The sequence below is a fragment of the Roseobacter phycocola genome, from assembly GCF_042055075.2.
In the GTDB taxonomy this organism is placed as follows: domain Bacteria; phylum Pseudomonadota; class Alphaproteobacteria; order Rhodobacterales; family Rhodobacteraceae; genus Roseobacter.
In genome coordinates this window covers 3,397,039-3,423,227 of the sequence record NZ_CP194010.1, presented here as the reverse complement: position 1 = coordinate 3,423,227, position 26,189 = coordinate 3,397,039, and the positions used below count along the sequence as shown (strand labels likewise).

Below are 26,189 nucleotides of genomic sequence, written 5' to 3'. Positions count from 1 at the left end.
CGACAGGTGATCCATGGGATACCTGCGCTTTCTGATCGATAACCGGCTGTTTCTGCTGGCAGGCTTCCTGCTGTGCTTTACGTCGTCGTTCGGTCAGACATATTTCATTTCGCTCTTCGCGGGACAGATCAAGGAGGCCTTTGTTCTGACCGACGGGCAGTGGGGCGGGATCTACACGATCGGTACAACCCTGTCGGCTGTCACCATGATCTGGGCCGGAGCACTCACGGACCGGTTCCGTGTCCGTGGGCTGTCATTCTGGGTCATGGTTCTGCTGACATTTTCCTGCATCGCGATGGCCACTGTGCAATCGGCCGTCTTACTGGTGTTCGTCGTCTACGCACTGCGGTTGATGGGTCAGGGAATGATGTCGCAGCTGGGTGCGGTTGCCATGTCGCGCTGGTTCACCGCAACACGGGGACGTGCCATTTCACTGGCATCTATGGGATTTGCGGCAGGGCAGGCCATTCTTCCCATTATTTTTGTGGGTCTGATGGTGACCATCGACTGGCGTTGGCTCTGGGGTCTTGCTGCTGTCTGTGTGCTGCTGGCCATTCCTGTGATGCAGGTCTTGCTGCGCCAGGAAAGAACGCCTCAATCCATGGCAGACGACACACAAAGCCTTGGTATGATGGGCAGGCACTGGACCCGGACGGACCTGCTGCGCCATCCGCTTTTCTATTTTCTCGTGCCGCTGGTGCTGGGGCCATCCGCCTGGGGAACCGCGTTGTTTTTCCAGCAGGTTCACCTGACCGAGGTGAAAGGCTGGAACCTGACCTCCTATGTGGCCCTGGTGCCGGCTTATACGCTGGCAGTAATTGGCTTTACCTTCATCACCGGGTGGGCCGTTGACCGGTTCGGCGTGAAATGGGTGGTCCCGTTCCAGATGGTCCCTTTTGGTGTCGGCTTTCTGATACTGGCCGGCGCAGATACGATTTCCGGTGCCGGTGTCGGGCTGGTGATATTTGGCATCGGGCAGGGCATGCAGGGTACCGCCACCACAGCCTTCTGGGCGGTATTTTACGGAACCCGGCATCTGGGCGCGATCAAGGCAGCCGCAACGGCACTGATGGTGTTCGGCTCAGCCATTGGTCCGGGCATCACCGGCCTGTTCATCGACTGGGGGATCAGTTTTCCGGACCAGATGGTCCCGATTTCGTTTTTCTACTTCGGGGGTGCGGTCCTGGCCGGGCTCGGTATTCTGAGATACCAGCGTGATCTTCCCCTCAGCGCATCCGCCTGAGATAAACATAATAGGCGCCACCACCGCCGTGACTGATATGTGCTTCTGACACCTGCAGAACCATCGTTGCCAGCGGTGGCGCGGACAACCATTGCGGCACCTGATGCCGCAACACGCCAAACCTTACCGGAATCGGCCCGCCGTCATCGCGGTGTTTTCCCTTGCCCGTGATCACGAGAACAAGACGCTTTCCCGATCCATGCGATGCCATAATAAAACGGCTGAGCGCTGTATGCGCGCGATCCAGTGTCATACCGTGCAGGTCAATACGGCCTTCGGGTTTCAGTTTGCCGCGCGACATGCGGGAAAAGGTTTTCTGATCCATCTGAACCGGAGATTTACGGATGCTCTCCGGCAGCGAAGGTGCCAAGTCATAGCTGACCTGGCGGGCAGGCGGTTTGGGTGGCTGATCCGGTCGTACCGTTCGGGTGGGTGTCAGAGCCGAGACCGGTGCTGGTTTCGGCGCGGGTGCAAAAGCCTCGGGATCGAAGGTTTCCTGTTTGCCCAGAGGCTCGGTTCTTTCCGTGACTTTTTTCCAGAGCGCGATTTCGTCAGGGCCGAGTTTCCGGCGGCTCACAACCCGCTCTCCGGTGCCATGGCCCAGGCGCGCTGAATGGGCAGCAGGACCAGCATCCGGCCGGGGTCTTTCAGTTGCCCCGCCGCACGACCCGCCGCATCACCGGTGCCAAAAAAGACGTCTGCCCGCTGCGCGCCCTTGATCGCTGATCCCGTATCCTGGGCAATCATCAGGCGGCGCATCGGACCGGCGCCGTCTTTTTCAATCCAGACCGGCGCGCCCAGCGGAATAAACGCAGGGTCAACCGCAACAGACCGCAACGGTGTCACGGACCGGTTCATCGCACCAAGTGGTCCCTTATCAGCGGGAACACGGCTGACTTCACGGAAGAAAACATAAGACGGATTGTGGAAAAGAAGCTCTTTGCCCGCCGCTGGGTTTTTGCGTACCCAGTTCCGGATGACTGTCGCACTGACCTGATGTGGCTGGAACACGCCGCGCCGCACGAGTTCCGCACCTATAGATCTGTAAGGATGACCGTTCGCACCACCATAGCCCACTCGGACCTTACCCCCATCCGGTAAAGTGATCCGGCCTGATCCCTGGATCTGCAGAAAGAACAGTTCCACCGGATCGTCCACCCAGGCAATTTCCAACCCGCGCCCCGCGAGCTTGTCTGTCTCCAGAAGTTCGCGGCGCGAATACCACTGGTCTACGTCGCGCGCTTCGGGCGGCATTGCATATACCGGATAGCGGTATGTCCCGGTCGGATACCGGGACCCGCTGAGCTCAGGTTCAAAATAACCAGTGAACAGACCATCGTTCCCATCGGTGATCAGCACGGGACGGAACAGAAGTTCAAAGAAATGGCGCGGATCGGGGTTGCTGGTCGCAAACGCGCAAACGGCTCTCCAGTCGGGATCGTCCATATCACCGCAAGTGGAGCGAAAAACCTCAAAGGCCGCGGCGTGATCGTCCGCGGCCCAGCCATCAAGATCATCAAAGGTCAGAACTTCGGCGTACACGTCGTGTGAAAGGGGATCAGCCAAAGCAGCCGCCCCTAACCAGATTGCCGCCGCTGCCGACGTCAGGCGTCTGTGGATACGAGCTGCCAATTCGGATCATCCGAGCCCATCGACCTGGCGAAGGACCAGGTGTCTTTCTGCCGCTTCACTTCTGTGGTGCTGCCTTCGACGATCTCGCCTTCGCTGTTGCGTACGGCAGATGTCAGCTCACCGATAAAGCGGATGGTCAGCTCGGCCTCGTTCGTGTCGGGATCAAGAGTGGCATCCATCAGTTTGAGCTCACGCACACCGATGAAGTTCGCCTCGATGGTCAGACCCTGGTCTTCCCTTGCGGCAACACCTTCCACGAAGGATTCATAGATCTCTTCGGCAATGAAAGGCTGGATATCGTCAAGATCGCCGTTTTCGTACCCCATGACGATCATCTCATAGGCACCGCGCGCGCCGCCGAGGAATTCCGTGACACTGAAAGAAGGCTCCAGGCGCTTCATGTCAGCCAGCGCTTTTGCAGCATCGCTGTCTTCATCCACGTGATCTGTGATATCCAGATCAGGACCGCCTTCAATCACCTCAAAGTCATGGGCGCGTTCGCTGCGGCCCTGGGCAGGCGCCTGCGCCGGCGGCTGCTCAAACCCTTCGCGTGTTCCCAGCACGCTTTTCAGTCGCAAAATCAGAAAAACAGCGATGCCGGCCAGAACCAGAAGCTGTATCAGGGGCGAATTCATAGGAACCTCATGCGGGGAACGTGTGGAAACAGTTATACAGAGCACTTATGTAGGTGCGGGACACGGTCAAGTCCACCGTCGGACCCCCGAAAGGAAGGATCAATATGTGGTTGTTTGTCGCCTTTCTGGCTGTACCGCTGATTGAGATCACGCTTTTTATCCAGATTGGCGGTGCAATAGGCCTTGGCTGGACGCTGGTCACAGTCGTTCTGACTGCGATTCTGGGAACATTTCTGGTGCGTAACCAGGGCGCGCTCGCGATGTCACAGTTGCGTGCGTCTTTCTCAGAAATGCAGGACCCCACCGAGCCGCTGGTGCATGGCGCGATGATCCTGTTTTCCGGCGCGTTGCTTCTGACGCCCGGGTTTTTCACCGACGCGATCGGTTTTCTGCTGCTGATCCCTGGGTTCAGGACATCGGTGTTTCATGCAGTGCGCAAACGGATCAACGTGCAGACGTTCAGTGCGGGAACACATCCGGGCGCGGGACACCCGGGCGGATATCCAGACCGCAACCCGCCAGGTACCGGTGATATCATTGACGGCGAGTATTCCGAAGTACCCACGGACGCCGAAAAGATCCGTAAACCGTCCGGCTGGACGGACCATTGAGATCATAAACCCAAGCTGATAAGCGTGCCCTGATTTTTTATTCGCTCAGGAGTACCCAATGGCAGACGAAGAAGCGCAGGCACAACCGAACGGACAACAACCCCAGGCCCAGGCACCGCAGATGCGTGTGCTCGGTCAGTATATCCGGGATATGTCCTTCGAAAACATCATGGCGCAGAAAGGTGCTCCGGCAGACACCACGCCGGATGTGCAGGTGCAGGTCAACCTGGATGGGAAAAAGCGCGGCGCAGAAAACCAGTACGAATCCGTGATCAAGCTGAACATCACGTCCAAAGCCAAAGAAGGCGACACAACGCTCTTTGTTCTGGAGATCGAATACGCCGGTATTTTCCATATCGAGAATGTGCCCGAAGATCAGCTGCACCCGTTCCTGCTGATCGAATGCCCGCGCATGATCTTCCCGTTCCTGCGGCGGATCGTCAGTGACATCACGCGTGACGGTGGCTTCCCGCCGCTGAACCTGGAAAACATCGACTTCCTGTCCCTCTACCGCAACGAACTGGCGCGGCGTCAGGCAGCGGAAACTGTGAAAGCTGACGCGTAAGTCAGGTTTTTGACCACAAAGCGTCGTCGCCCAGCTTTGCCACAAATTCGGCATGGGCGGCGGCTTCCGCTTCAGTCAGGCGCGACGGGAGCGGTTTTGGCCGGGGCCGGGGCGTCCATTCTGGCCCGGCGTCTCCTGCAGAAGACCGGGTTGCCGTCGACAATGCGAAGTCCGGCTGACGGCCGCCGATCAGTTCCAGATACACTTCCGCCAGAATTTCACTGTCCAGCAAAGCGCCGTGCAGTGTCCGTGACGAGTTGTCAATACCGAACCTGCGGCATAGCGCATCCAGCGAAGCAGGCGAGCCCGGAAACCGCTTGCGCGCAATGGCCAGCGTATCAATAGCCTGTTCCCAGGGAATCTGAGGCAGGTTCATCCATTTCAGTTCTGCATTCAGGAACTTGATGTCGAAGGCTGCGTTGTGGATGACCAGCTTCGCATCGCCGATGAAATCAAGGAAGGCCTGACCAATCTCTGCAAACTTCGGCTTGTCGCGCAGAAATTCATCCCCCAGTCCGTGCACCTGAAACGCCTCTTCGGGCATTTCGCGTTCCGGGTTGATGTATTGATGGTAGGTCCGGCCGGTCGCCATATGACCCATCAGCTCAACCGCACCGATTTCAACGATCCGGTCTCCGGTCTCCGGATCAAAACCTGTTGTTTCGGTGTCGAGCACGACCTCACGCATGATCGGATGCCTTTCTGATCTGACTGACGATATTCTGCACCTGTGCGCGGGCGTGTTCAATCGTATCTGTGGTCACTACGTAATCTGACTTTGCTCTTTTCTCGGCTGCGGGCATCTGTTTCGCCCGGATCGCCAGAAACTGATCGCGGGTCATCCTTCCCCGTGCCAGAACCCTTTTTTCCTGCTCTTCGTCTGAAACAGAGACACATACGATCGTGTCGGCAATACCTTCCCCACCAGTTTCGAACAGTAGCGGAATATCGAGAACCACGATGTCAGTCCCGGTATTTTCCAGGAAAGACTTTCGGTCGGACGCGACCAGCGGATGAACGATAGCCTCGATTTTTGCAAGTGCCGCGGGATCATCAGAGATGATTTCCCGCAGTTTGTCGCGTGAAACCGCTCCATCAATGACTGCACCTGGAAAGAGTTGCGACAGCGGGCCGACAGCCGCGCCCGATTGGCCATAAAGACGATGGACAGCGGCATCTGCGTCCCAGATTTCACAACCCTCGTCTGCGAACATCCGGGCGGTTGTCGATTTTCCCATCCCGATTGAACCGGTGAGCGCGATGACATGGGTCATCCGAGAACCGCGTTCCGAAGGTTCTGGTCAACGACCGGATTTTTTTCGAACCATCTGGAGAATCCTGGCGCGGCCTGATGCAACAGCATCCCCACACCGTCGACCGTGCTGCATCCGAGGGCCGCAGCTTTTTTCAGAAGATCGGTTTCGAGCGGCGTGTAAACGAGATCAGTGACAATCGTGCCAAGATCAATGCCTTCGATTTCCAGATCAAGCGGCGGTTTTCCGACCATCCCGAGCGATGTGGTGTTCACCAGCAACGCCGCGCCCTGAAGATCAGCGGACGTATCCCCCCAGGTACTGACCACGACCTGATCGCCAAAATCTGCACGCAATTGCTCTGCCCGTGATTTCGTACGGTTGCTCAGCCGGATTTCGGGGACACCGGCATCCAGCAGGGCAACAATAACAGCGCGCGCGGCACCGCCGGCACCAAGAATCACAGCCGGACCAGAAGCAGGTTTCCAGTCAGGCGCTCCCTGCTGAAGATTGGTCAGAAATCCATAACCATCCGTATTGTCGGCTTCGATGCAGCCATCGGGCAAGAAGGTCAGTGTATTTGCCGCGCCAATCCGTTTTGCGCGGTCAGAAACGGTATCTGCAATCTCAAGTGCCTGTTCTTTATGAGGAATCGTTACGTTGACCCCTCTGAAACCCGCCTGCGGCAGAGTGCGCAACACCTGTTCCAGGTTGCCAGGGGAAACGTCCATCGGGATGTAAAACCCCGGGATTTCATATTTTTTCAGCCAGTGGCCGTGTAGCTGTGGGGACCGGGAATGCGCAATGGGTGATCCAATGACGCCCGCCAGCGGTATTTTCTGTGCGCTCATTTCTGTAAATCCCCTCTCAGTGTCAGCCACGACAACAGTTCCAGTAATGGCAGACCGAGGACATTGAAATAGTCTCCTTCGATGCGGGTGAAGAGACGCACACCTTCTTCTTCGAGTTTATAGGCACCAACCGTGTGCCGGATGCTGTCCCAGTTTCGCGCGACGTAATCCTGTATATAGGCATCTGAAGCGTCCCGCATATGCAGACGGACCTGTCCGACATGGCGCCAGATGGGTTTGCCGCTTTCACAGACCACAGCAGCCGACAGCAGCATGTGTCGTCCGCTGCGCATCGATCTGAGCTGTTCTTCTGCTTCTTCAGGAGATCGGGGCTTGGACAGTATAACACCGCCATGATCCAGTACCTGATCGCAGCCAAGAACCAGAGCGTCCGGGTGCTTTTCACTGACCTTGCGCGCCTTGAGTTCAGCCAGCGTATCTGCGACATCGCGCGGGCGGGCTTCCTCTGCGAGCAGGGAATCGCGTATCATTCCTTCATCGATGCGCGCCGGAATAACCTGGTGCACGACCCCGGCTCGGGTCAGCAGTTCGGAGCGGATTTCTGAACCGGAAGCCAGGATGAATGTGGAGGACATGTGGAAAAGCCTGTGTGCAGTGTTAAGGGTATTTTAAGACTTATGAACCGGGCAGAAAAGTCCACGCACGTTTCTTCCCCCAGGCGTCTGTTTTCAGTGATTTGCCAGGATTTTGCTACACCCCTGGAAAGGATAAAATGATGGCTGTGTATAACGGTGTTTCCACCCCGATATCCACAGCTTTATCCGCGGGAAATGGCGAATTCTGATGTTCATATATCTGATAAAAAACAGATAAATTCTTTTCCCGGTGATCTGGCTGTTTCTCCGGCTGTTTTTTCCACCTGTTCAGAACCGTCGGTAGAAACCGATAATCCACAGAAAATCGTGACACTACAATATCATCATCCTTTTCTCTTTCTTTATTAATTAATAAGAGATTGTCAGATTGGAGTTCCCGGTGTCAGACATCCTGTTCCTGTACTATCCTTGGATCAAAGCGTTTCACATTATGTCTGTGATCGCTTGGATGGCCGGACTGTTCTATCTGCCCAGACTCTTTGTCTATCACGCTGAGCAGGTAGGCCAGAGCGGACCGACCCATGAAATGTTTCAGACGATGGAACGACGGTTGCTGCGGGCGATTATGAATCCTGCGATGATCGCGACCTGGATCTTTGGTCTTTGTATGGTGTTCACCCCGGGCATCGTCAGCTGGGATGAAATCTGGCCCTGGACCAAGGCAGGTGGTGTTTTGGGTATGACCTGGTTTCATCACTGGCTTGGCCTGCGCCGCAAGGATTTTCTGCGGAGCGAGAATCGGATGACCGGCCGGCACTACCGGATGATGAACGAAGTACCAACGGTGCTCATGGTGTTGATTGTTCTGTCGGTCGTTGTCCGGTTCTGACGCGATTGACTCAGCGCATCGCTCTCTTTATGTGAAACTTACCACCCCGTCCGGGGATGGCGCAGACCGTACATTCAGAATGACATGCCGCACGAGGGATACCCCGGGTGCGGTGACAGGTGATTTCATGACATCAGAGAACAACGACACACCGGTCCAGGATGGCCCCCTTGAGACGCTGAATCTGGCGGACCTGAAGCGGAAGAGCCCGAAGGATCTACTGGCAATGGCCGAGGACCTGGAAATCGAAAACGCCTCGACCATGCGCAAGGGCGAGATGATGTTCCAGATCCTGCGCGAACGCGCGGACGAGGGTTGGGAAATCTCCGGCGACGGTGTTCTCGAGGTCCTGCAGGATGGATTCGGATTTCTGCGCTCGCCCGAGGCGAACTATCTTCCGGGCCCGGACGATATTTATGTTTCGCCGGAAATGATCCGCAAGTATTCACTGCGGACTGGCGATACTATCGAAGGTGTGATCAAAGCACCTGACGAGAACGAGCGGTACTTTGGCCTTCTGGATGTCACGCAGATCAATTTTGAGGACCCGGAAAAAGCGCGTCACAAGGTAGCGTTTGAAAACCTGACGCCGCTCTACCCGGATGAGCGTCTGACCATGGAAACGGATGATCCGACCGTCAAAGACAGATCATCCCGCATCATCGATCTGGTGGCGCCGATTGGTAAGGGCCAGCGTTCGCTGATCACAGCGCCTCCGCGCACGGGCAAGACGGTTCTGCTGCAGAACATCGCTGCGTCCATCGAAAAGAACCACCCGGAATGCTACCTGATCGTTCTGCTGATTGACGAACGACCCGAAGAGGTCACGGACATGCAGCGGTCTGTCAAAGGGGAAGTCATCTCATCAACCTTTGATGAGCCGGCCACACGGCACGTGGCGGTATCGGAAATGGTGATCGAAAAAGCCAAACGTCTTGTCGAGCACAAACGTGATGTTGTCATCCTGCTCGATTCCATCACGCGTCTGGGTCGTGCATTCAACACCGTGGTACCCTCGTCGGGCAAAGTTCTGACTGGTGGTGTTGATGCGAATGCTCTTCAGCGGCCCAAACGATTCTTTGGTGCGGCGCGGAATATCGAAGAGGGTGGGTCGCTGACCATCATTGCGACAGCACTCATCGACACAGGCAGCCGGATGGACGAAGTGATTTTTGAAGAATTCAAGGGCACGGGTAACTCCGAGATTGTTCTGGACCGTAAGGTTGCAGACAAACGTGTCTTCCCGGCGATGGACATTCTCAAATCCGGTACACGGAAAGAGGACCTGCTGGTTGATAAGGTCGATCTTCAGAAAACCTTTGTTCTGCGCCGGATTCTGAACCCGATGGGCACAACAGATGCCATTGAGTTCCTGTTGTCCAAGCTGAAGCAGACCAAGAGCAATTCAGAGTTCTTTGATTCAATGAATACATAACTTATTGTTTTAAAACAGTGGGTTAGAGATATGGATACGATATTTGCCCAGGCAACAGCTTCGGGCCGGGCCGGGGTTTCTGTTATCAGGATTTCCGGGCCGGGCGCGTCGCATGCCGCCGCTGGTCTGGCAGGTGATTTGCCTGTAGTACGGCAGGTTGGCCTGCGCAGGCTGAAAGATGATCGTGGTATGCTTCTCGATGAAGCGTTGATCCTGACATTCAAGGGTCCGGAGAGTTTCACCGGAGAGGATGTTGTCGAGTTTCATACCCACGGAAGTACTGCGGTTGTCCAGGCAGTGCTGCGGGCCCTTTCTGAAACGGATGGCCTTCGTCTGGCGGAACCCGGAGAATTCACGCGCCGGGCGATGGAAAACGGACGTCTGGATCTGGCTCAGGTCGAAGGGCTGGCGGATCTGATCGATTCCGAAACAGAAGCCCAGCGGCGGCAGGCTCTTCGTGTATTGAGCGGGGCACTTGGAGACAAGGTGGAGGCGTGGCGATCCAGTCTGATCCGGGCCGCATCTCTTCTTGAAGCCAGCATCGACTTCGCCGACGAAGAAGTACCGGTTGATGTGACGCCGGAGGTGTCGTCGCTTCTGCAGGATGTCCAGGAAGAGCTTGAGGCTGAAATTACCGGGTCCTATGTTGCCGAGCGGATCAGGACAGGGTTTGAAGTTGCGATTGTCGGACCGCCGAATGCAGGTAAATCAACACTCCTAAACCGTCTGGCCGGGCGCGACGCCGCAATCACGTCAGAAATCGCAGGAACCACACGCGATGTCATCGAAGTGCGAATGGATCTGAATGGTCTACCCGTCACTTTTCTGGATACTGCGGGGCTGCGGGACAGTGAGGATGTTGTTGAATCTATTGGGATTGAACGGGCAGTGCAGCGGGCAGAACAGGCTGATCTGCGGGTTTTTCTTGCGACGTCAGAAGACCAGCTTCCCTTAAAGCCGACAGCGGAGGATATTGTCTTGTCGCCGAAATCCGATCTCTCAGGCGATGAGAAAAACGGTATTTCCGGAGTCACGGGACAGGGTGTAGCGGAGTTGATCGCCCGTATACAAAATACGCTGACTGATCAGAGCGCTTCAGCTGGTCTTGCAACCCATGAACGGCATCGGGCGGCAATGATGAATGCGCAGCGGAATCTGCAGGAAGTGTCTCAGGTACTTTCGCTGGGGGCAGGCAGCTATGATATAGCGGCAGAAGAACTGAGATCGGCGATTCGAGCATTGGAAACACTGGTCGGACGCATAGATGTAGAAAACCTGCTCGACGAGATTTTTGCGAGCTTCTGCCTCGGCAAGTGATGGAGTGTTTCACGTGAAACAATTCGATGTTCTGGTGATTGGCGGTGGGCACGCAGGCGCGGAAGCAGCACATGCCGCAGCGCGTGTCGGTGCCGCGACGGCGCTGGTAACCATGTCGGAAGCGGGAATTGGGGTTATGTCCTGCAATCCGGCTATTGGCGGACTGGGTAAAGGCCATCTGGTGCGCGAAATCGATGCACTTGACGGGGTCATGGGCCGTGTTGCGGATAAGGCCGGTATTCAGTTCAGGTTACTTAACCGGCGCAAAGGACCGGCGGTGCAGGGTCCACGGGCGCAGTCTGATCGCGAAATTTATCAGCGGGAGATGTTCAAAGAAACAAAGTCCCGGCAAAATCTCGATATCATCGTTGGCGAGGTCACCGATTTTCTGATGTCCGGGGATCGGGTGACCGGTGTCGTGCTTCAGGACGGTTCAGAAATTCCAGCAAAGTCGGTTGTTTTGACAACAGGTACTTTCCTGCGTGGCGTGATTCACATCGGTGACGTTTCCCGGTCCGGCGGGCGTATGGGGGATAAAGCATCAGTTCGGCTGGCGGAGCGGATAGATTCTTTTGACTTACCACTGGGGCGCCTGAAAACAGGAACGCCACCAAGACTTGATGGAAATTCGATCCGCTGGGATGCCCTTGAAGAGCAACCTGGGGATGATGACCCGACACTTTTCTCTTTTCTTTCCAAGGGGGTGTTCGCACGTCAGGTTTCCTGTGGCATCACCCACACGAACGAAAAAACGCACGATATCATTCGGAAAAACCTTGAAAGGTCTGCGATGTATGGTGGGCACATAGATGGAATTGGTCCACGGTATTGCCCGTCCATTGAGGATAAGATTGTCAGATTCGCTGATAAGACATCTCATCAGATTTTCCTCGAACCAGAAGGTCTGACGACAAACACGGTGTATCCCAACGGGATTTCGACATCTCTGCCCGAAGAGGTACAGGCGGATTACGTGCATTCGATCTTCGGTCTGGAAGAGGCCGTTATTCTTCAGCCGGGTTATGCCATCGAATATGACTATGTCGATCCGCGTGCGCTGGACGGGCAACTGGCACTCCGCGATGTGGCAGGTCTATATCTTGCGGGCCAGATAAATGGGACTACAGGATATGAGGAGGCGGCAGCCCAAGGGCTCGTCGCAGGGCTCAATGCCGCTCATTCTGCACTCGGCCGGGATCCGGTCAGCTTTTCGCGTTCCGAGAGCTACATCGGCGTGATGGTAGACGATCTTACGACGCGAGGCGTGACAGAACCCTATCGCATGTTCACTTCCCGCGCTGAATTCCGGCTTTCGCTGCGGGCTGATAATGCTGATCAGCGACTTACACCCAAGGGATTGAGTATCGGATGCGTGGGTGATGAGCGTCGGAAAGCTTTTGAGAATAAGGGGGAACGGCTGGAACGCGCACGGGGCGTACTGACAGACCGTGTTTTCACGCCATCTCAGGCCGCGGAGACAGGCATCAGAGTGAATCAGGATGGGTCGCGTCGCACAGCAATGCAGCTGCTCGCGTTTCCGGATGTGAATTTCGGTGTTATTTCCGGTCTGGATGAGCGATTTGATCAGATTGATGCAGAGACAAGACTGCAGATGGAACGTGAGGCGTTGTATGCCAGCTATATCCATCGCCAGCAGAAAGACATAGAACTTCTTCGCAAGGACGAAGCACAGAAAATACCTGCGGAATTCGACTATGAAGAGTTGGAAGGTTTATCCCGCGAGTTGCAGGTTAAGCTTTCTTCAGCGCGTCCTGAAACCCTGGCACAGGCTGGGCGGGTGGACGGAATGACACCGGCTGCCTTGACTTTGATCCTTGCCCGATTGCGGCAGGATAAAAAGCGTAAGTCTGCATGATTGGTGATCCTTCTGTACCGTTCGATGTTTCACGTGAAACAATGGAGCGGCTCACCGCGTTTCATGATCTTGTTCTGAAATGGAACCCAAGGATCAACCTGATATCTAAATCCAGTGTTCCACTGCTTTGGGAGCGCCACATATGGGATTCGGCGCAGGTATTTCCGTTGGCGCCGTCAGGAGACATTTGGGCGGATATCGGTAGCGGTGGCGGCTTCCCCGGCTTGGTGGTTGCCATTCTGTCGTTGGAAACAAGGCCGGAGCGCCACATCCGGATGATTGAGAGCGACCAGCGGAAATCGGCTTTTCTGCGCACAGTCATTCGGGAGCTTGGTCTGAACGCGACTGTCGAGGTTGCGAGAATAGAAGCAGCTGAACCTGCGAAGTCTGATGTTCTGTCCGCACGCGCGCTTGCTGATCTCAGTGCGTTGCTTGGGTTTGCAGAACGTCATCTGGACCCTGCGGGAACAGCGTTCTTTTTCAAAGGGGAGACCTGGCAGAAAGAGGTTGATGCGGCGCGCGAATCCTGGTCATTTTCGCTGGTATCACATACAAGTATATCCAACCCCGCTGCTGCCGTTCTTGAGATAAAGGAAATCAAGCGTGTCTGATCTGTCGCGTCCTCAGGGTCCCAAAATCATAGCGATAGCAAACCAGAAGGGCGGCGTTGGAAAAACCACCACGACAATCAATCTTGCAGCAGCGCTTGCAGAGGCAGGTTCGCGTGTTCTGGTGATTGATCTTGATCCGCAAGGCAACGCGTCCACCGGTCTGGGGATTGAGGTGGATGATCGCAAATACACCACATATGATCTTCTACTGGACGATATACCACTACATGATGTGGTTATGCCAACAGTCACACCCAATCTGATGATCGTTCCGGCCACAGTGGATCTGAGCTCGGCTGACATTGAACTGATGTCTAACGAAAAACGCAGCTTCCTGTTGCACGATGCATTGCGCCAGACCCCGATGGACGAATTCCAGCTGGATTATATCCTCATCGATTGTCCGCCATCGCTGAACCTGCTGACTGTGAACGCAATGATAGCGGCGCATTCCGTTCTGGTGCCACTGCAGAGCGAGTTCTTTGCGCTGGAAGGTCTGTCACAGCTGATGCTCACTATCCGCGAAGTCCGGCAGTCCGGGAACAAGGATCTGCGGATCGAGGGTATCGTTCTGACCATGTTCGATCAGCGCAACAACCTGTCTGGCGCGGTGGAGCAGGATGCACGGGACAATCTTGGCGAGCTGGTTTTCCGGACGCGTATTCCCCGGAACGTCCGGGTCAGTGAGGCGCCGTCCTATGCGATGCCGGTGCTGACGTACGACACAACGTCCAAAGGGGCGCAGGCATACCGGGCGCTCGCCCGGGAGGTTTTGGATAAGAACAGGGTCAGAGCGGCCTAAAGGGAGCAGGTTATGGTGGGTGGAACCGAACGCAAGAGAGGGCTGGGGCGCGGTCTTTCAGCGCTGATGTCAGATGTGGCGGAAACCGAAGAGCGGGCCAGTGCAGGTCCTTCGGCTGCTGACAGGAAAGTCCCGATCGAGCAGATCACACCAAACCCGGATCAGCCGCGGAAACGTTTTGCGGAGGGTGATCTGGATGATCTGGCCGCTTCGATCAAAGAAAAAGGTGTCATCCAGCCACTGATTGTACGTGCCATGGCGGATGGCCGTTTCGAGATTGTCGCGGGCGAAAGACGCTGGCGCGCTTCACAGATGGCGCAACTGCATGAGTTGCCGGTGATCGTGCGTGAGTTCTCTGACGCCGAAGTTCTTGAAGTCGCCATTATTGAAAACATCCAGCGGGCGGATCTTAATGCGATCGAAGAAGCGGCGGGGTATCGCCGCCTGATGGATCAGTTTGGGCACACGCAGGAGAAAATGGCGGAGGCGCTGGGTAAGAGCCGCAGCCACATTGCGAACCTGCTGAGGTTGCTGAACCTGCCGGAACCGCTGCTGGAGATGGTGCGGACAAATGAGTTGAGCGCTGGTCACGCGCGGGCGCTGCTTGGGGCTGAGGATCCGCTGGGTCTTGCGCGCCAGGTCATCAAGGGTGGCCTGTCGGTGCGCGCAACCGAAGCTTTGGTCAAAAAGGAACAGACCGGGGAGGCACCGGTCAAAAAGGCCGGGAGAGCGCCGGTGGAAAAGGACGCGGATACGAAAGCACTGGAGGGTGATCTGTCTGCAACGCTGGGTATGAAGGTGGTGCTGACCCACAAACCGGGCGGTGAAACAGGTCAGGTCACACTGCACTATAAAACGCTGGAAGAGCTGGATGAGTTGTGTCGTATTCTGAGCGGAACCTAAGCTCCGGCAAGGCGTGCGATGATGGCGTTCAGAACCATAAACCCTTGTTCTAAAACAATAATTTTTCTATCGTCGCTTGTCAGCATTCCCAGATCCTGCAGATCAGCAAGTGATTGCTGATCAAGCGGTCGACCCGAGAGGGCCTGATAGCGGGCGGGATCAATCCCTTCGCGCAGTCGCAGCCCCATCAGCAAAAATTCCTCCGCCTGATCCGTAACAGACAGCTGGTGTCTTGGTTTTTCGGCGGTGCCCTCCGCAACCGATTTCAGCCATCTGTCCGGATTGGACCAGGTTTCGGTGGAGAAACGTTTGCCGCCAAGTGTCAGGCGACCGTGGGCACCCGGACCAATCCCGGCATAGTCACCATATCGCCAGTAGATCAGGTTGTGCCTAGACTGAGCCCCGTCACGTGCATGGTTTGACACCTCATAGGCTGGCATCCCGTGTTCGCCGCAAAGGTCCTGGGTCATGGCATAAAGATCGGCACTTAGATCATCGTCCGGCAGATTGCGCAGCTTGCCTGCATTGTAACGGTCACCAAAGGCGGTGCCCTGTTCGATAGTCAGCTGGTAAAGCGAGAGGTGATCCACGGCCAGACCCAACGCTCTGGTCAGTTCAGCACGCCAGTCTGCCAGTGACTGACCCTGACGCGCATAAATCAGATCAAAACTGACCCGCTCAAAGGTGTTGCGGGCAATATCAAACGCCGCCATCGCCTCAGCGGCGGTATGTATCCGCCCCAGTTTGCGCAGGTCGTCGTCATTCAGGGCCTGAATACCCATTGAGATGCGGTTCACCCCGCCATCGCGATAGGCCTTAAAGCGACCGGCTTCCACAGAACCGGGGTTGGCCTCCAGCGTGATTTCCGGATCATTGGCGACCGGCCAGAGTCTGCGGATTTCATCAATGACATCTGCGACGCTCTGTGGGTCCATCAGACTGGGTGTGCCACCGCCGAAAAACACAGACCGCAGGATGCGACCGGGCGTTTCACGGGCCACGCGTTTCAGCTCGGTCAGGTATGCATCACGCCACGCCTGTTGGTCGATCCTGCGGGATACATGGCTGTTGAAATCGCAGTAGGGGCACTTGGCCTCGCAGAAAGGCCAGTGAATGTAGAGGCCGAAGCCTCCGTTTTCCCAGTCCTCAGCCAAAACAGCCGTCGATCAGTTTTCCGAACGCGTCCGCACGGTGACTGACACGGTTCTTTTCGTCCGGGTCCATCTCAGCGAAAGTAATGTCATAGCCATCGGGCATGAACATCGGGTCATAGCCGTGGCCTGTTTCACCACGGATGGGCCAGACCAGCGTACCGTTGACCTTACCTTCGAAGATCTCTTCGTGCCCGTCGGGCCATGCCAGAACCAGCGTCGCGCGAAACCGGGCACGGCGCGGGTGGGCCGCTTCGACCATTTCCAGCTCGTTGTATGTCCGCGTCATGGCCATCAGGAAATCGCGACCGTCAGGTGTTTCTGCCCAATCCGCAGTATATACTCCTGGACGGTTCTCGAGCGCTTCAACCTCGATCCCGGAATCGTCTGCCAAAGCGGGCAGACCTGTGGCGGCGACTGCGGCGCGCGCCTTGATCCGCGCATTTCCGACAAATGTGCTTTCCGTTTCCTCGGGTTCTTCGAGGTTTAGTTCGGCGGCGCCCGTCACCTGAACCCCATGCGGGGCAAAGAGCTGTCGCATTTCGTCGAGCTTGCCGGCGTTGTGCGTGGCAATCAGAATGCGGTCACCGCCGAACCTGCGTGTCATGCAGTCGCTGCTTTCTGCGCGGCGACCAGTTCGCCGACACCTTTTTCCGCAAGGTCCATCAACGCGTTCATCTGATCACGTGAGAACACAGATCCCTCGGCACTCATCTGAACTTCGATCAGCTGTTTGCTGCCGGTCATGATGAAGTTGCCATCAACACCCGCTTCGGAATCCTCCGGATAGTCCAGATCCAGCACGGGCTGGCCCGCGTAGATGCCGCAGCTGATGGCGGCGACCGGATCGGTCAGCGGATCGCTGATCACATCGCCTGCTTTCATCAGTTTGTTGACGGCAAGTTTCAGCGCAACCCAGCCACCGGTGATGGAGGCGCAGCGGGTGCCGCCATCTGCCTGCAGGACATCGCAGTCAATGGTGATCTGACGTTCGCCCAGAGCCACGCGGTCCACACCCGCCCGCAACGAACGTCCGATCAACCGCTGGATTTCCACGGTGCGCCCGCCCTGCTTGCCGGATGCAGCTTCGCGCCGCATGCGCGTGTTTGTTGCACGGGGCAGCATGCCATATTCGGCTGTCACCCAGCCAAGGCCGGACCCTTTGATGAACGGCGGCACGCGGTCTTCGATGGTCGCAGTACACAGAACATGGGTGTCACCCATCTTGATCAGCGCAGACCCTTCTGCGTGTTTCGTGAAACCTGTCTCAATAGAAACGGCGCGCATTTCGTTCAGTTCTCGACCAGAGGGACGCATGACATATCCTTTTAATGTGCACCCCCCGATACAGGCCCGCACGCCAGGGATGCAACCCCGATTGAATTTCCGCCGCGTTGTGCTTTTATACCGCTTCAGCCAGGGAACCCGTGATGAACGATACGCCGAATATTCTGGGAGAAATGAACGATCGCTCGCGCGAGGTCTTCCGCAGGGTTGTTGAAGGGTATCTGGATGACGGTATGCCCGTGGGGTCCCGCACCCTGACACGCGACTTCAGCGAAAAGGTTTCAGCTGCAACCATCCGGAACGTTATGCAGGATCTTGAGTACCTTGGTCTGCTGGACAGCCCACACGTCAGTGCCGGGCGTATTCCGACGCAGATGGGGCTGCGGATGTTTGTCGACGGGCTGCTGGAAATAGGTGACCCCGATGCGCTGGACCGGGAAAAGATCGACGCGACGGCTGCTTCCAATTCTGAAGATGTCGGCGGCCTGCTTGATCGTGTTGGCTCCGCGCTGTCGGGCGTAACTCAGGGGGCGTCCCTGGTGATGACGCCTAAACGTGAAGCGCCGATCAAACATATCGAGTTTGTATCGCTGTCTCCGGACCGGGCACTTGTGGTGCTGGTCTTTGCGGACGGCCACGTGGAAAACCGTCTGTTTTCCCCGCCGCCGGGTCAGACTCCGAGTTCCATGCGGGAGGCGGCGAATTTCCTGAATGCGCTGATTGAGGGACGGACGCTGAGTGAGCTGCATGGCGTCATGAAGGCAGAGATTTCCAACCGGCGTCAGGAGATTGATAAACTGGCGCAGGATCTGGTGGAGTCCGGTCTTGCGGTCTGGGAAGGCGAGGGGGACCAGATTGAACGGCTGATCGTTCGGGGCAGATCGAATCTGCTGAGTGATGAGGGCGATGGTGAGAACCTGGAGCGCATCCGGCACCTCTTTGACGACCTTGAACGCAAGCGGGATATTGCTGAGTTCCTTGAACTTGCCGAAGAAGGGGACGGTGTCCGCATTTTTATTGGTTCTGAGAACAAACTTTTTTCACTTTCGGGTTCCTCTCTGGTGGTTTCCCCATATATGAACGCTGATCGAAAGATCATTGGCGCCGTTGGGGTCATTGGTCCGACACGACTGAATTATGGACGCATTGTGCCGATCGTGAATTACACGGCGCAGCTGGTCGGAAAACTGATCTCCGACCGGAGTTAGAGGTAAGATCATGGCAGAACCCAAGAACGAAGAATTCCTGGACGACATCGACGACGCCGAGGCGGAAGCCTTTGCGGAAGATATGGCAGAGATTGACGACGAGGCCCTGGAGCTCGAGCAGGTCAAAGCGGAGCGGGATGAATACAAAGACCGTTTCATGCGTGCGCTTGCGGATGCGGAAAACTCCCGCAAGCGGTCCGACCGTGACCGTCGCGAAGCGGAAAACTACGGTGGTTCGAAACTGTCCCGTGACATTCTGCCCGTCTACGACAACATGAAGCGCGCCATTGAGACGGTTACTGATGAGCAGAAGGAAGCGAATGCTGCCTTGATCGAGGGCATCGAGCTGACAATGCGGGAACTGCTGAGTGTTTTCAAAAAGCACGGCATCGAAATCATCGCGCCTGAGGTCGGCGAGCGTTTTGATCCCAAACTGCACCAGGCGATGTTCGAGGCACCGCTGCCTGGCACAAAAGCCGGGGACATTATTCAGGTCGCCGCCGAGGGCTTTATGCTGCACGACCGGCTGTTGCGGCCCGCGCAGGTTGGCGTATCCTCGACACCGGCCAGCTGACACTGATCAGGCGTTTTGTTGAAATTGAAACGCTGGATCCGGATATTTTCAGCCAGAAGAAGCGGCGGTCAGTTTTTGGCCGCCTCTTTCAGTTTATAGAGCAGATCGAGCGCCTCTCTGGGCGTGAGTTCATCGGGATGAATTTCCTGCAGCGCGTCTTCCACCGCTGAAGTTCGCGGTGCAGGGGCGGGTGGAGGTGCCGCGGCGGAGAAAAGGGGCAGGTCATCGATCAGTGTCTTCTGCGTGGCGCCGCCCTCGCGTTCCCCTTTTTCCAGTGCGTCCAGAACAACACGTGCCCGTGCGATTACCGGCGCAGGCAATCCGGCAAGTTGTGCCACCTGCACACCATAGGACCGGTCGGCGGCACCCTGCCTGACCTCGTGCAGGAAAATGACCTCGCCTTCCCATTCCTTGACGGCGACCGTTGCGTTTTCCACACCGTCCAGCTTTCCGGAAAGAGCAGTCATTTCGTGATAGTGCGTCGCGAATAGCGCCCGGCTGCGGTTTACGTCGTGCAGATGTTCCAGAGTGGCCCAGGCGATGGAGAGACCATCGTAGGTGGCCGTTCCGCGCCCGATCTCATCAAGGATGACGAGTGCCCGGTCGTCAGCCTGATTAAGGATCGCTGCTGTTTCGACCATCTCGACCATAAAGGTTGACCGGCCCCGGGCCAGATCATCGGATGCACCAACCCGGCTGAATAACTGGCTGACAATCCCGATATGCGCAGCGGTCGCCGGTACAAAACTGCCCATCTGAGCGAGAATGGCGATCAGAGCGTTCTGGCGCAGGAAGGTAGACTTACCGGCCATGTTCGGGCCGGTCAGAAGCCAGATATTGGCGTCACCCCCGTCGGCAGAGAGATCACAGTCATTGGCAATAAAGGGCGCACCCGACTGCTGGCGTAGTGCCGTTTCCACGACCGGATGTCTGCCGCCGCTGATGGCGAATGCCCGGGTTTTGTCGACGACCGGGCGCACCCAGTTGTCAGAAATCGCCAGTTCAGCAAGACCCGCGGCGATGTCGATCTCTGAGACTGCGCCAGCGGTCTGAGAAATGCGCGCTGCGGCGTCCAGGATATGCGAACGCAGAACTTCAAAAAGGCGTTTTTCGATCTCAAGCGCACGGGCGCCAGCGTTGATGATTTTCGTTTCCATTCCGGACAGCTCAACGGTGGTAAAACGCACCTGGTTTGCTGTGGTCTGCCGGTGGATAAATGTTTCGGACAGTGGCGCGTTCAGCATCCTGTCCGCGTGGGTTGAGGGCGTCTCGACAAAGTAACCCAGCACATTGTTGTGCTTGATCTTCAGAGACGAAATCCCTGTATCAGAGACATATTGCTGCTGCATACCTGCGATCACGCTGCGGCCTTCGTCCCGCAGTTTCCGCGCTTCGTCCAGGCCATCGTCGTGGCCAGGTGCTATGAACCCGCCATCCCGTGCCAGAAGTGGTGGCTCTGCGATCAGTGCTGCATCCAGTTTTTCGATCAGGTCGGCATGTCCGGTCAGATCGCGCAGGTTCTGGCCAATCAGTTCAGGTGTGTCCGCCTCAGCCAGCCGATGTTGAAGTGTCTCCGCAACCGTGAGGCCGTTGCGGATAGCCGCGAGATCCCGGGGCCCGCCCCGGTCCAGAGCCAGGCGGGACAGGGCGCGGTCCAGGTCCGGAATGCGGCGCAACAGATTGCGCAGGTCATCGCGCACCACGCTTTGTTCATGAAGATACGCAACCGCTTCCAGACGTTGCTGGATGGTTTGATGGTCGCACGATGGGCTGGAGAGGCGTTGTTCCAGCAGGCGGGCACCGCCGGCGGTCAGGGTCCTGTCAACCACAGAAAGAAGCGATCCCGCCCGACCACCGGACAAAGCATGTGTTAGTTCCAGGTTCCGGCGTGTGGCGGCATCGATCTGAACACTTCCGGCGACGGCCTCCTTTTGTGGCGGACGCAGCAACGGCAGCTGACCCTTTTGGGTGATGTCCAGATATTGGATCAACGCACCCATTGCTGAGACCTCTGCGCGCGTAAAAGTGCCGAAACCATCGAGTGTCTCAACGCCGAAAAGATCACAGACCGACTTTTCCCCACCGGTGCTGTCAAACGCAGACCGCGCCAGACCGGTCAGCGCGATGCCGAACTCCGCGGCCGTTTCGCGCAGATCTTCTTCGCGGGTTTCTGCGACAATGAGCTCCGAAGGAGCAAGGCGTGCCAGCTCGGGACCAAGGCGGAGTGCATCCAGGGGCATCACGTGAAATGACCCGGTTGAAATGTCCACCCAGGCCAGAGCCTGTGTGTCACGAACTTCGGAATACGCTGCCAGATAGTTGTGGCGGCGCGCTTCCAGCAGGCTTTCTTCGGTCAGCGTTCCGGGTGTCACCAGACGCACAACATCCCGCTTTACGACCGACTTAGAGCCTCTTTTCTTGGCTTCTGCGGGGCTTTCGAGTTGTTCGCATACAGCCACCCGAAATCCTTTTCGGATGAGTGTCAGCAGGTACCCTTCGGCAGAATGAACAGGCACACCGCACATGGGGATATCGGCGCCGTCATGTTTGCCGCGTTTGGTAAGCGCAATGTCCAGAGCTTCTGCCGCCGCGACGGCGTCATCAAAGAACATCTCGTAGAAATCGCCCATGCGGTAAAACAGCAAAGCGTCCGGATACCCGGCTTTGATCTCGAGATACTGCGCCATCATCGGCGTGACGGTCATAGGGCCCCCCGGCGGTTTCGGCTGACCTTACAAATGCTCAGTCCCGGGTAAAAGCCTCAAATCACCTGCGCTTGAGGCATATGCAGCGCTGGGCTATAGGCAGAGAACTCCGGAACGTCAGCAAAGGCCGAAAAACATGTCGAAAACCCGCGTTACAGCCGAAGAAGCGCTCGCTTTCCATCTCGAGCCGACACCCGGAAAGTTTGAAATTACGGCCACTGTGCCGATGACAACCCAGCGCGACCTGAGCCTCGCCTATTCGCCTGGTGTTGCGGTGCCCTGCGAGGCAATCGCGGAGAACCCGGAGACCGCCTACGACTACACCAACAAGGGTAACCTTGTGGCGGTGATTTCGAATGGCACGGCTGTTCTGGGTCTCGGGAACCTTGGTGCGCTGGGCTCCAAACCGGTGATGGAAGGCAAGGCCGTGCTGTTCAAACGGTTCGCGGATGTGAACAGCATCGACATCGAACTGGATACTGAAGACGTCGATGCCTTTGTAGATGCTGTCCGTCTGATGGGTCCCACGTTTGGCGGGATCAACCTTGAAGACGTTAAGGCGCCGGAGTGTTTCATCATAGAGCAGCGCCTCAAGGAAGAGATGGATATCCCGGTCTTTCATGACGACCAGCATGGGACGGCGGTGATCTGCGCTGCGGGCCTGATCAATGCGCTGCAGATTTCGGGCAAAAAGATCGAGGACGTTCGCATCGTGCTGAACGGTGCGGGTGCTGCGGGAATTGCCTGTCTTGAACTGCTCAAGGCGATGGGCGCGCGGCACCAGAACTGTATCATGTGCGATACAAAAGGTGTCATCTATCAGGGCCGTACGGAAGGTATGAACCAGTGGAAGTCCGGGCATGCGGTGGCGACGGAACTGCGCACGCTTGAAGAGGCAATGAAAGATGCGGACGTCTTTCTGGGCGTTTCGGTCAAAGGTGCGGTGACCCAGGCTATGGTGGAGAGCATGGCAGATAACCCGGTTATTTTTGCCATGGCGAACCCCGATCCGGAGATCACCCCGGAAGAAGCACACGAGGTCCGGCCGGACGCGATCGTTGCCACCGGGCGCAGCGATTATCCCAACCAGGTCAACAATGTACTTGGCTTCCCGTATCTCTTCCGCGGTGCGCTCGACATCAACGCCCGAGCGATCAATGACGAGATGAAGATTGCCTGCGCGCATGCGCTGGCGAACCTGGCCCGCGAGGATGTGCCCGACGAAGTGGCGCTGGCCTATGGAAAGAGCCTGTCGTTCGGGCGCGATTATATCATCCCGACGCCGTTTGACCCGCGTCTTATTCACCGCGTGCCGCCAGCTGTCGCCAAGGCCGGGATGGATACGGGCGCCGCGCGTCGCCCGATCATCGACATGGAAGCCTATGAGCTTTCCCTGAAAACACGCATGGATCCGACGGCGAGCATTCTGCGCGGCATCAACGCCCGGGCGCGTGCCAATCAGGCGCGTATGATCTTTGCAGAAGGTGATGACCCGCGTGTCCTGCGCGCTGCGGTGATGTATCAGCGTTCCGGTCTCGGCAAAGCACTGGTCGTCGGCCGGCAGGACGATGTGAAGGCCAAGCTGGAAAAGGCTGGTATGCCCGATGCCGTACGCGAGATCGAAGTCGTGAACGCGGCGAATACGAACCACCTCGATACCTACAAGGATTTTCTCTACAACAGGCTCAAACGCGGGGGTTTTGACGCCCAGGACATTCATCGCCTCGCCGCACGGGACCGCCATGTCTTCTCTGCGCTGATGCTGGCGCACGGGCACGGCGATGGTCTGGTAACAGGTGCGACGCGTAAATCCGCGCATATTCTGGACCGGATCAACCACGTTTACGATGCTTCGAAGTATGACGGGGCGGTTGGCATCACCGCGCTGCTGCACAAGGGCCGGATTATCTTTATCGCGGACACGCTGGTACACGAGTGGCCGGATGAGGAAGATCTTGCCACCATCGCGGAACGCGCGGCAACGGTGGCGCAGAACATGGGTCTGGAACCACGCGTTGCGTTTGTGAGCTTTTCGACCTTTGGCTATCCGGTGTCGGAGCGGGCGGAGAAAATGGCGCGCGCGCCGGAAGTGCTGGATGCGCGCGGTGTGACTTTTGAATACGAAGGGGAGATGACCGTGGATGTGGCGCTGAACGCCACGGCGCAGTCAGCCTATCCATTCTCGCGCCTGACCGGGCCTGCAAACATTCTGGTGGTACCGGCACGACATTCGGCCAGTATTTCGGTGAAACTGATGCAGGAAATGGCCGGTGCCACTGTCATCGGGCCGATTCTGGCTGGTGTGGATGGGTCGATCCAGATCTGTTCGACGGTTTCAACAGCAAACGATATCCTGAACATGGCCGTGCTCGCCGCCTGCAAGGTCGGCTGATGACCGTCTTTAACCTCGGCTCAATCAACGCCGATAATGTCTATCGGGTCCCGCATCAGCCAGTCGCGGGCGAGACACTTGCGGCCGGCAGTATGATCCGCGGGTTGGGCGGTAAAGGTGCCAATATGTCAGTGGCCGCTGCACGGGCCGCTGCCAGAGTTGTGCATATCGGTGCCGTCGGCGCCGACGGGCGCTGGGCCGTGGAACGGTTGCTCGAATACGGTGTTGATACCCGGCATATCGTGATCTCTGATCTGCCGACCGGCCATGCCAACATCTGTGTCGATCCGCAGGGCGAGAACACAATCGTTCTTCTGGCCGGGGCCAACCGTGGGATCACCGCAGATATGATCGGCGCCGCGATCAGTACTGCGCAAACGGGTGACATTCTTGTCACGCAGAACGAAACGAATTGCCAGTCCGACGCAGTTGAGATGGCCGGACGCCTTGGGATGCGCGTCGTTTATGCGGCAGCCCCTTTTGACGCTGATGCTGTTCGCGCGGTCATTGATCATGTTGATCTGTTGGTTCTCAACGCTGTGGAAGCAGCGCAGCTTGCACAGGAAACAGGCTCTGACCCGGGGGATTTGCCCTGCAATGACGTTGTTGTCACCAAAGGTAGTGAAGGCTGTGTCTGGTTTTCCAAAGGGCAGGAACCTGTCACGTTTCCGGCAATCCCGGTCGATCCTGTTGATACAACCGGCGCCGGGGACACCTTTACCGGTTACCTTGTTGCGGGTCTCGACCGTGGTATGCCGATGGCGCAGGCGATTGGCCTCGCAACAAAAGCCGGAGCGCTGATGGTGATGCGCGAGGGGACTGCGGATGTGATCCCCGATCTGAAAGAGATCGAGGATTTCACTTTTCGCTGATCAGCTCGGCAGGAAAGGCGCGTCAGCTCCCCAGAGTTCCTGAACCCGCTGATCCCTGCCGCAGGCATTCCGGTATGCTTTGTAGGCGGATGCTTTGCGTTTTGGGCCAAAGCGGGTGATCACCAGATCGGTCGATTTGTAGTAATCCTGGTGGTACTCTTCGGCCAGGTAAAACTCCGACGCAGGCAGGATCGGTGTCACGATCGTTGCACCCAGCACCTTGCCGGCTTTTGCCTTGGCTGCGGCCGCTTCTTCCTGAGCTTGCGGCGTGTCAGCAAAGATTGCGGTTCTGTAGCTCTCGCCACGGTCGCAGAACTGACCACCGGCATCTGTCGGATCAACCGAACGGAAGAACAGGTTCAGCAGAGTGGCACGGGACACGATTGAAGGATCATAGGTGATCTGGACCGCCTCGTAGTGGCCGGTGCCACCACGGGTGACCTGTTTATAGGTCGGATTTTCCACCGTGCCGCCGGTGTACCCGGACACGGCTCCGGTCACGCCATCGACCCGTTCAAAGTCGGCTTCGACGCACCAGAAACAGCCCCCGGCAACGGTCAGGGTTTCCAGTTCGTCCGCAGTGGCCATCTTTGCCTGGGCTGCAAAGCCGATCATAATCATTCCGGCCAGCGCGTATGTCTTCAGCGAGGAAAAAGTCAGCATGTTCGGTCTCCTTTGTGATCAAAGTGTAGCGCGAACTGAGATCAGGCAATTCATCAGACTGTGATGTCACGCGCAGGTGAGCACAGTTTACGGCTTGGCATTGCCGACGGCCGTTTTTACGGTCGGTTTGTAACAGGCAGGCGTGCCGAGCTGCGTG

The 26,189-nt window shown here is 57.0% G+C and carries 26 protein-coding genes; 14 read left to right on the top strand and 12 right to left on the bottom strand.

All coding sequences use genetic code 11. From position 1 onward, the window contains the following. Positions 1–13 precede the first annotated feature (13 nt). Entirely contained in the window at positions 14–1,243 is a 1,230-nt protein-coding gene (locus AB4K19_RS16955) for an MFS transporter (protein WP_375229446.1), read from the top strand. Here AB4K19_RS16955 and AB4K19_RS16950 read toward each other — a convergent pair. From AB4K19_RS16950 to AB4K19_RS16940, 3 genes are read right to left on the bottom strand one after another with little or no spacing between them, the layout of a single operon-like run. After that, positions 1,227–1,820, bottom strand: coding sequence for a Smr/MutS family protein (locus AB4K19_RS16950; RefSeq protein ID WP_375229445.1), 594 nt, complete (start codon positions 1,818–1,820; stop codon positions 1,227–1,229). The two genes, AB4K19_RS16955 and AB4K19_RS16950, sit on opposite strands and share 17 nt — an antisense overlap. Next, a complete protein-coding gene (gene mltA / locus AB4K19_RS16945; protein WP_375229444.1) occupies positions 1,817–2,809 on the bottom strand; it encodes a murein transglycosylase A in 993 nt (330 codons plus the stop codon). The genes AB4K19_RS16950 and mltA overlap by 4 nt, the downstream gene beginning before the upstream one ends. Positions 2,810–2,847: 38 nt before the next feature. Continuing rightward, positions 2,848–3,510, bottom strand: a complete 663-nt coding sequence (locus tag AB4K19_RS16940) for a Tim44/TimA family putative adaptor protein (RefSeq protein ID WP_375229443.1) — start codon at positions 3,508–3,510, stop codon at positions 2,848–2,850. A 104-nt stretch (positions 3,511–3,614) separates the two neighbouring features. Here AB4K19_RS16940 and AB4K19_RS16935 point away from each other — a divergent pair, with 104 nt between their 5' ends. Continuing rightward, complete coding sequence (locus AB4K19_RS16935; RefSeq protein WP_375229442.1) at positions 3,615–4,121, top strand: FxsA family protein; 507 nt, start codon at positions 3,615–3,617, stop codon at positions 4,119–4,121. Between the two features lie 58 nt (positions 4,122–4,179). Then, the gene (gene secB / locus AB4K19_RS16930) at positions 4,180–4,686 is read left to right on the top strand and encodes a protein-export chaperone SecB (RefSeq protein ID WP_375229441.1); all 507 of its coding nucleotides are present in this window, start codon (positions 4,180–4,182) and stop codon (positions 4,684–4,686) included. Between the two features lies 1 nt (position 4,687). Here secB and dnaQ read toward each other — a convergent pair whose 3' ends face one another. From dnaQ to AB4K19_RS16910, 4 genes are read right to left on the bottom strand one after another with little or no spacing between them, the layout of a single operon-like run. Beyond that, complete coding sequence (gene dnaQ / locus AB4K19_RS16925) at positions 4,688–5,374, bottom strand: DNA polymerase III subunit epsilon (protein ID WP_375229440.1); 687 nt, start codon at positions 5,372–5,374, stop codon at positions 4,688–4,690. After that, the gene (gene coaE / locus AB4K19_RS16920; RefSeq protein ID WP_375229439.1) at positions 5,367–5,960 is read right to left on the bottom strand and encodes a dephospho-CoA kinase; all 594 of its coding nucleotides are present in this window, start codon (positions 5,958–5,960) and stop codon (positions 5,367–5,369) included. The genes dnaQ and coaE overlap by 8 nt, the downstream gene beginning before the upstream one ends. Continuing rightward, the gene (locus AB4K19_RS16915) at positions 5,957–6,790 is read right to left on the bottom strand and encodes a shikimate dehydrogenase (RefSeq protein WP_436398390.1); all 834 of its coding nucleotides are present in this window, start codon (positions 6,788–6,790) and stop codon (positions 5,957–5,959) included. The genes coaE and AB4K19_RS16915 overlap by 4 nt, the downstream gene beginning before the upstream one ends. Further along, positions 6,787–7,386 (bottom strand): Maf family protein, encoded by a 600-nt coding sequence (locus AB4K19_RS16910; RefSeq protein ID WP_375229438.1) that lies wholly within the window; start codon positions 7,384–7,386, stop codon positions 6,787–6,789. Before AB4K19_RS16910 ends, AB4K19_RS16915 begins: the two co-directional genes overlap by 4 nt. A gap of 400 nt (positions 7,387–7,786) precedes the next feature. Between AB4K19_RS16910 and hemJ the strand changes: the two genes are divergently transcribed. From hemJ to AB4K19_RS16875, 7 genes are all read left to right on the top strand, one after another. Next, a complete protein-coding gene (hemJ, locus tag AB4K19_RS16905) occupies positions 7,787–8,236 on the top strand; it encodes a protoporphyrinogen oxidase HemJ (RefSeq protein ID WP_375229437.1) in 450 nt (149 codons plus the stop codon). 127 nt (positions 8,237–8,363) lie between these two features. Next, positions 8,364–9,671: a transcription termination factor Rho gene (gene rho, locus AB4K19_RS16900; RefSeq protein ID WP_436398389.1), complete on the top strand. Its 1,308-nt coding sequence runs from the start codon at positions 8,364–8,366 to the stop codon at positions 9,669–9,671. A 30-nt stretch (positions 9,672–9,701) separates the two neighbouring features. Further along, a complete protein-coding gene (gene mnmE / locus AB4K19_RS16895) occupies positions 9,702–10,988 on the top strand; it encodes a tRNA uridine-5-carboxymethylaminomethyl(34) synthesis GTPase MnmE (RefSeq protein ID WP_375229435.1) in 1,287 nt (428 codons plus the stop codon). Between the two features lie 4 nt (positions 10,989–10,992). Further along, complete coding sequence (gene mnmG, locus AB4K19_RS16890) at positions 10,993–12,864, top strand: tRNA uridine-5-carboxymethylaminomethyl(34) synthesis enzyme MnmG (protein WP_375229434.1); 1,872 nt, start codon at positions 10,993–10,995, stop codon at positions 12,862–12,864. Beyond that, the gene (gene rsmG / locus AB4K19_RS16885; RefSeq protein ID WP_375229433.1) at positions 12,861–13,475 is read left to right on the top strand and encodes a 16S rRNA (guanine(527)-N(7))-methyltransferase RsmG; all 615 of its coding nucleotides are present in this window, start codon (positions 12,861–12,863) and stop codon (positions 13,473–13,475) included. The genes mnmG and rsmG overlap by 4 nt, the downstream gene beginning before the upstream one ends. Continuing rightward, positions 13,468–14,277: a ParA family protein gene (locus tag AB4K19_RS16880; protein WP_375229432.1), complete on the top strand. Its 810-nt coding sequence runs from the start codon at positions 13,468–13,470 to the stop codon at positions 14,275–14,277. Before rsmG ends, AB4K19_RS16880 begins: the two co-directional genes overlap by 8 nt. A 12-nt stretch (positions 14,278–14,289) precedes the next feature. Further along, a complete protein-coding gene (locus tag AB4K19_RS16875; RefSeq protein WP_375229431.1) occupies positions 14,290–15,180 on the top strand; it encodes a ParB/RepB/Spo0J family partition protein in 891 nt (296 codons plus the stop codon). On the opposite strand, the gene hemW is transcribed toward AB4K19_RS16875, so the two are convergent. From hemW to rph, 3 genes are read right to left on the bottom strand one after another with little or no spacing between them, the layout of a single operon-like run. Further along, a complete protein-coding gene (gene hemW / locus AB4K19_RS16870) occupies positions 15,177–16,334 on the bottom strand; it encodes a radical SAM family heme chaperone HemW (protein WP_375229430.1) in 1,158 nt (385 codons plus the stop codon). The two genes, AB4K19_RS16875 and hemW, sit on opposite strands and share 4 nt — an antisense overlap. Next, positions 16,327–16,938 (bottom strand): RdgB/HAM1 family non-canonical purine NTP pyrophosphatase, encoded by a 612-nt coding sequence (rdgB, locus tag AB4K19_RS16865; RefSeq protein ID WP_375229429.1) that lies wholly within the window; start codon positions 16,936–16,938, stop codon positions 16,327–16,329. The genes hemW and rdgB overlap by 8 nt, the downstream gene beginning before the upstream one ends. Next, positions 16,935–17,648 carry a ribonuclease PH gene (rph, locus tag AB4K19_RS16860; RefSeq protein WP_300033028.1) on the bottom strand — a complete coding sequence of 238 codons (714 nt, stop codon included), beginning with the start codon at positions 17,646–17,648 and terminating at the stop codon, positions 16,935–16,937. The genes rdgB and rph overlap by 4 nt, the downstream gene beginning before the upstream one ends. A gap of 113 nt (positions 17,649–17,761) precedes the next feature. Between rph and hrcA the strand changes: the two genes are divergently transcribed. Both hrcA and AB4K19_RS16850 read left to right on the top strand, forming a co-directional pair. Beyond that, positions 17,762–18,826, top strand: coding sequence for a heat-inducible transcriptional repressor HrcA (gene hrcA / locus AB4K19_RS16855; protein WP_375229428.1), 1,065 nt, complete (start codon positions 17,762–17,764; stop codon positions 18,824–18,826). 10 nt (positions 18,827–18,836) lie between these two features. Next, positions 18,837–19,400, top strand: a complete 564-nt coding sequence (locus AB4K19_RS16850; RefSeq protein ID WP_375229427.1) for a nucleotide exchange factor GrpE — start codon at positions 18,837–18,839, stop codon at positions 19,398–19,400. Positions 19,401–19,468: 68 nt separating this feature from the next. Here AB4K19_RS16850 and mutS read toward each other — a convergent pair whose 3' ends face one another. Beyond that, positions 19,469–22,105: a DNA mismatch repair protein MutS gene (gene mutS, locus AB4K19_RS16845; RefSeq protein WP_436398384.1), complete on the bottom strand. Its 2,637-nt coding sequence runs from the start codon at positions 22,103–22,105 to the stop codon at positions 19,469–19,471. A gap of 136 nt (positions 22,106–22,241) precedes the next feature. On the opposite strand from mutS, the gene AB4K19_RS16840 reads away from it, so the two are divergent. Further along, on the top strand, positions 22,242–24,497 hold the full coding sequence (locus tag AB4K19_RS16840) for an NADP-dependent malic enzyme (RefSeq protein WP_436398382.1): 2,256 nt from the start codon (positions 22,242–22,244) through the stop codon (positions 24,495–24,497). Next, positions 24,497–25,369, top strand: coding sequence for a ribokinase (locus AB4K19_RS16835; RefSeq protein ID WP_375229425.1), 873 nt, complete (start codon positions 24,497–24,499; stop codon positions 25,367–25,369). Before AB4K19_RS16840 ends, AB4K19_RS16835 begins: the two co-directional genes overlap by 1 nt. On the opposite strand, the gene msrA is transcribed toward AB4K19_RS16835, so the two are convergent. Beyond that, positions 25,370–26,032 (bottom strand): peptide-methionine (S)-S-oxide reductase MsrA, encoded by a 663-nt coding sequence (gene msrA / locus AB4K19_RS16830; RefSeq protein ID WP_375229424.1) that lies wholly within the window; start codon positions 26,030–26,032, stop codon positions 25,370–25,372. Positions 26,033–26,189: the final 157 nt, after the last annotated feature.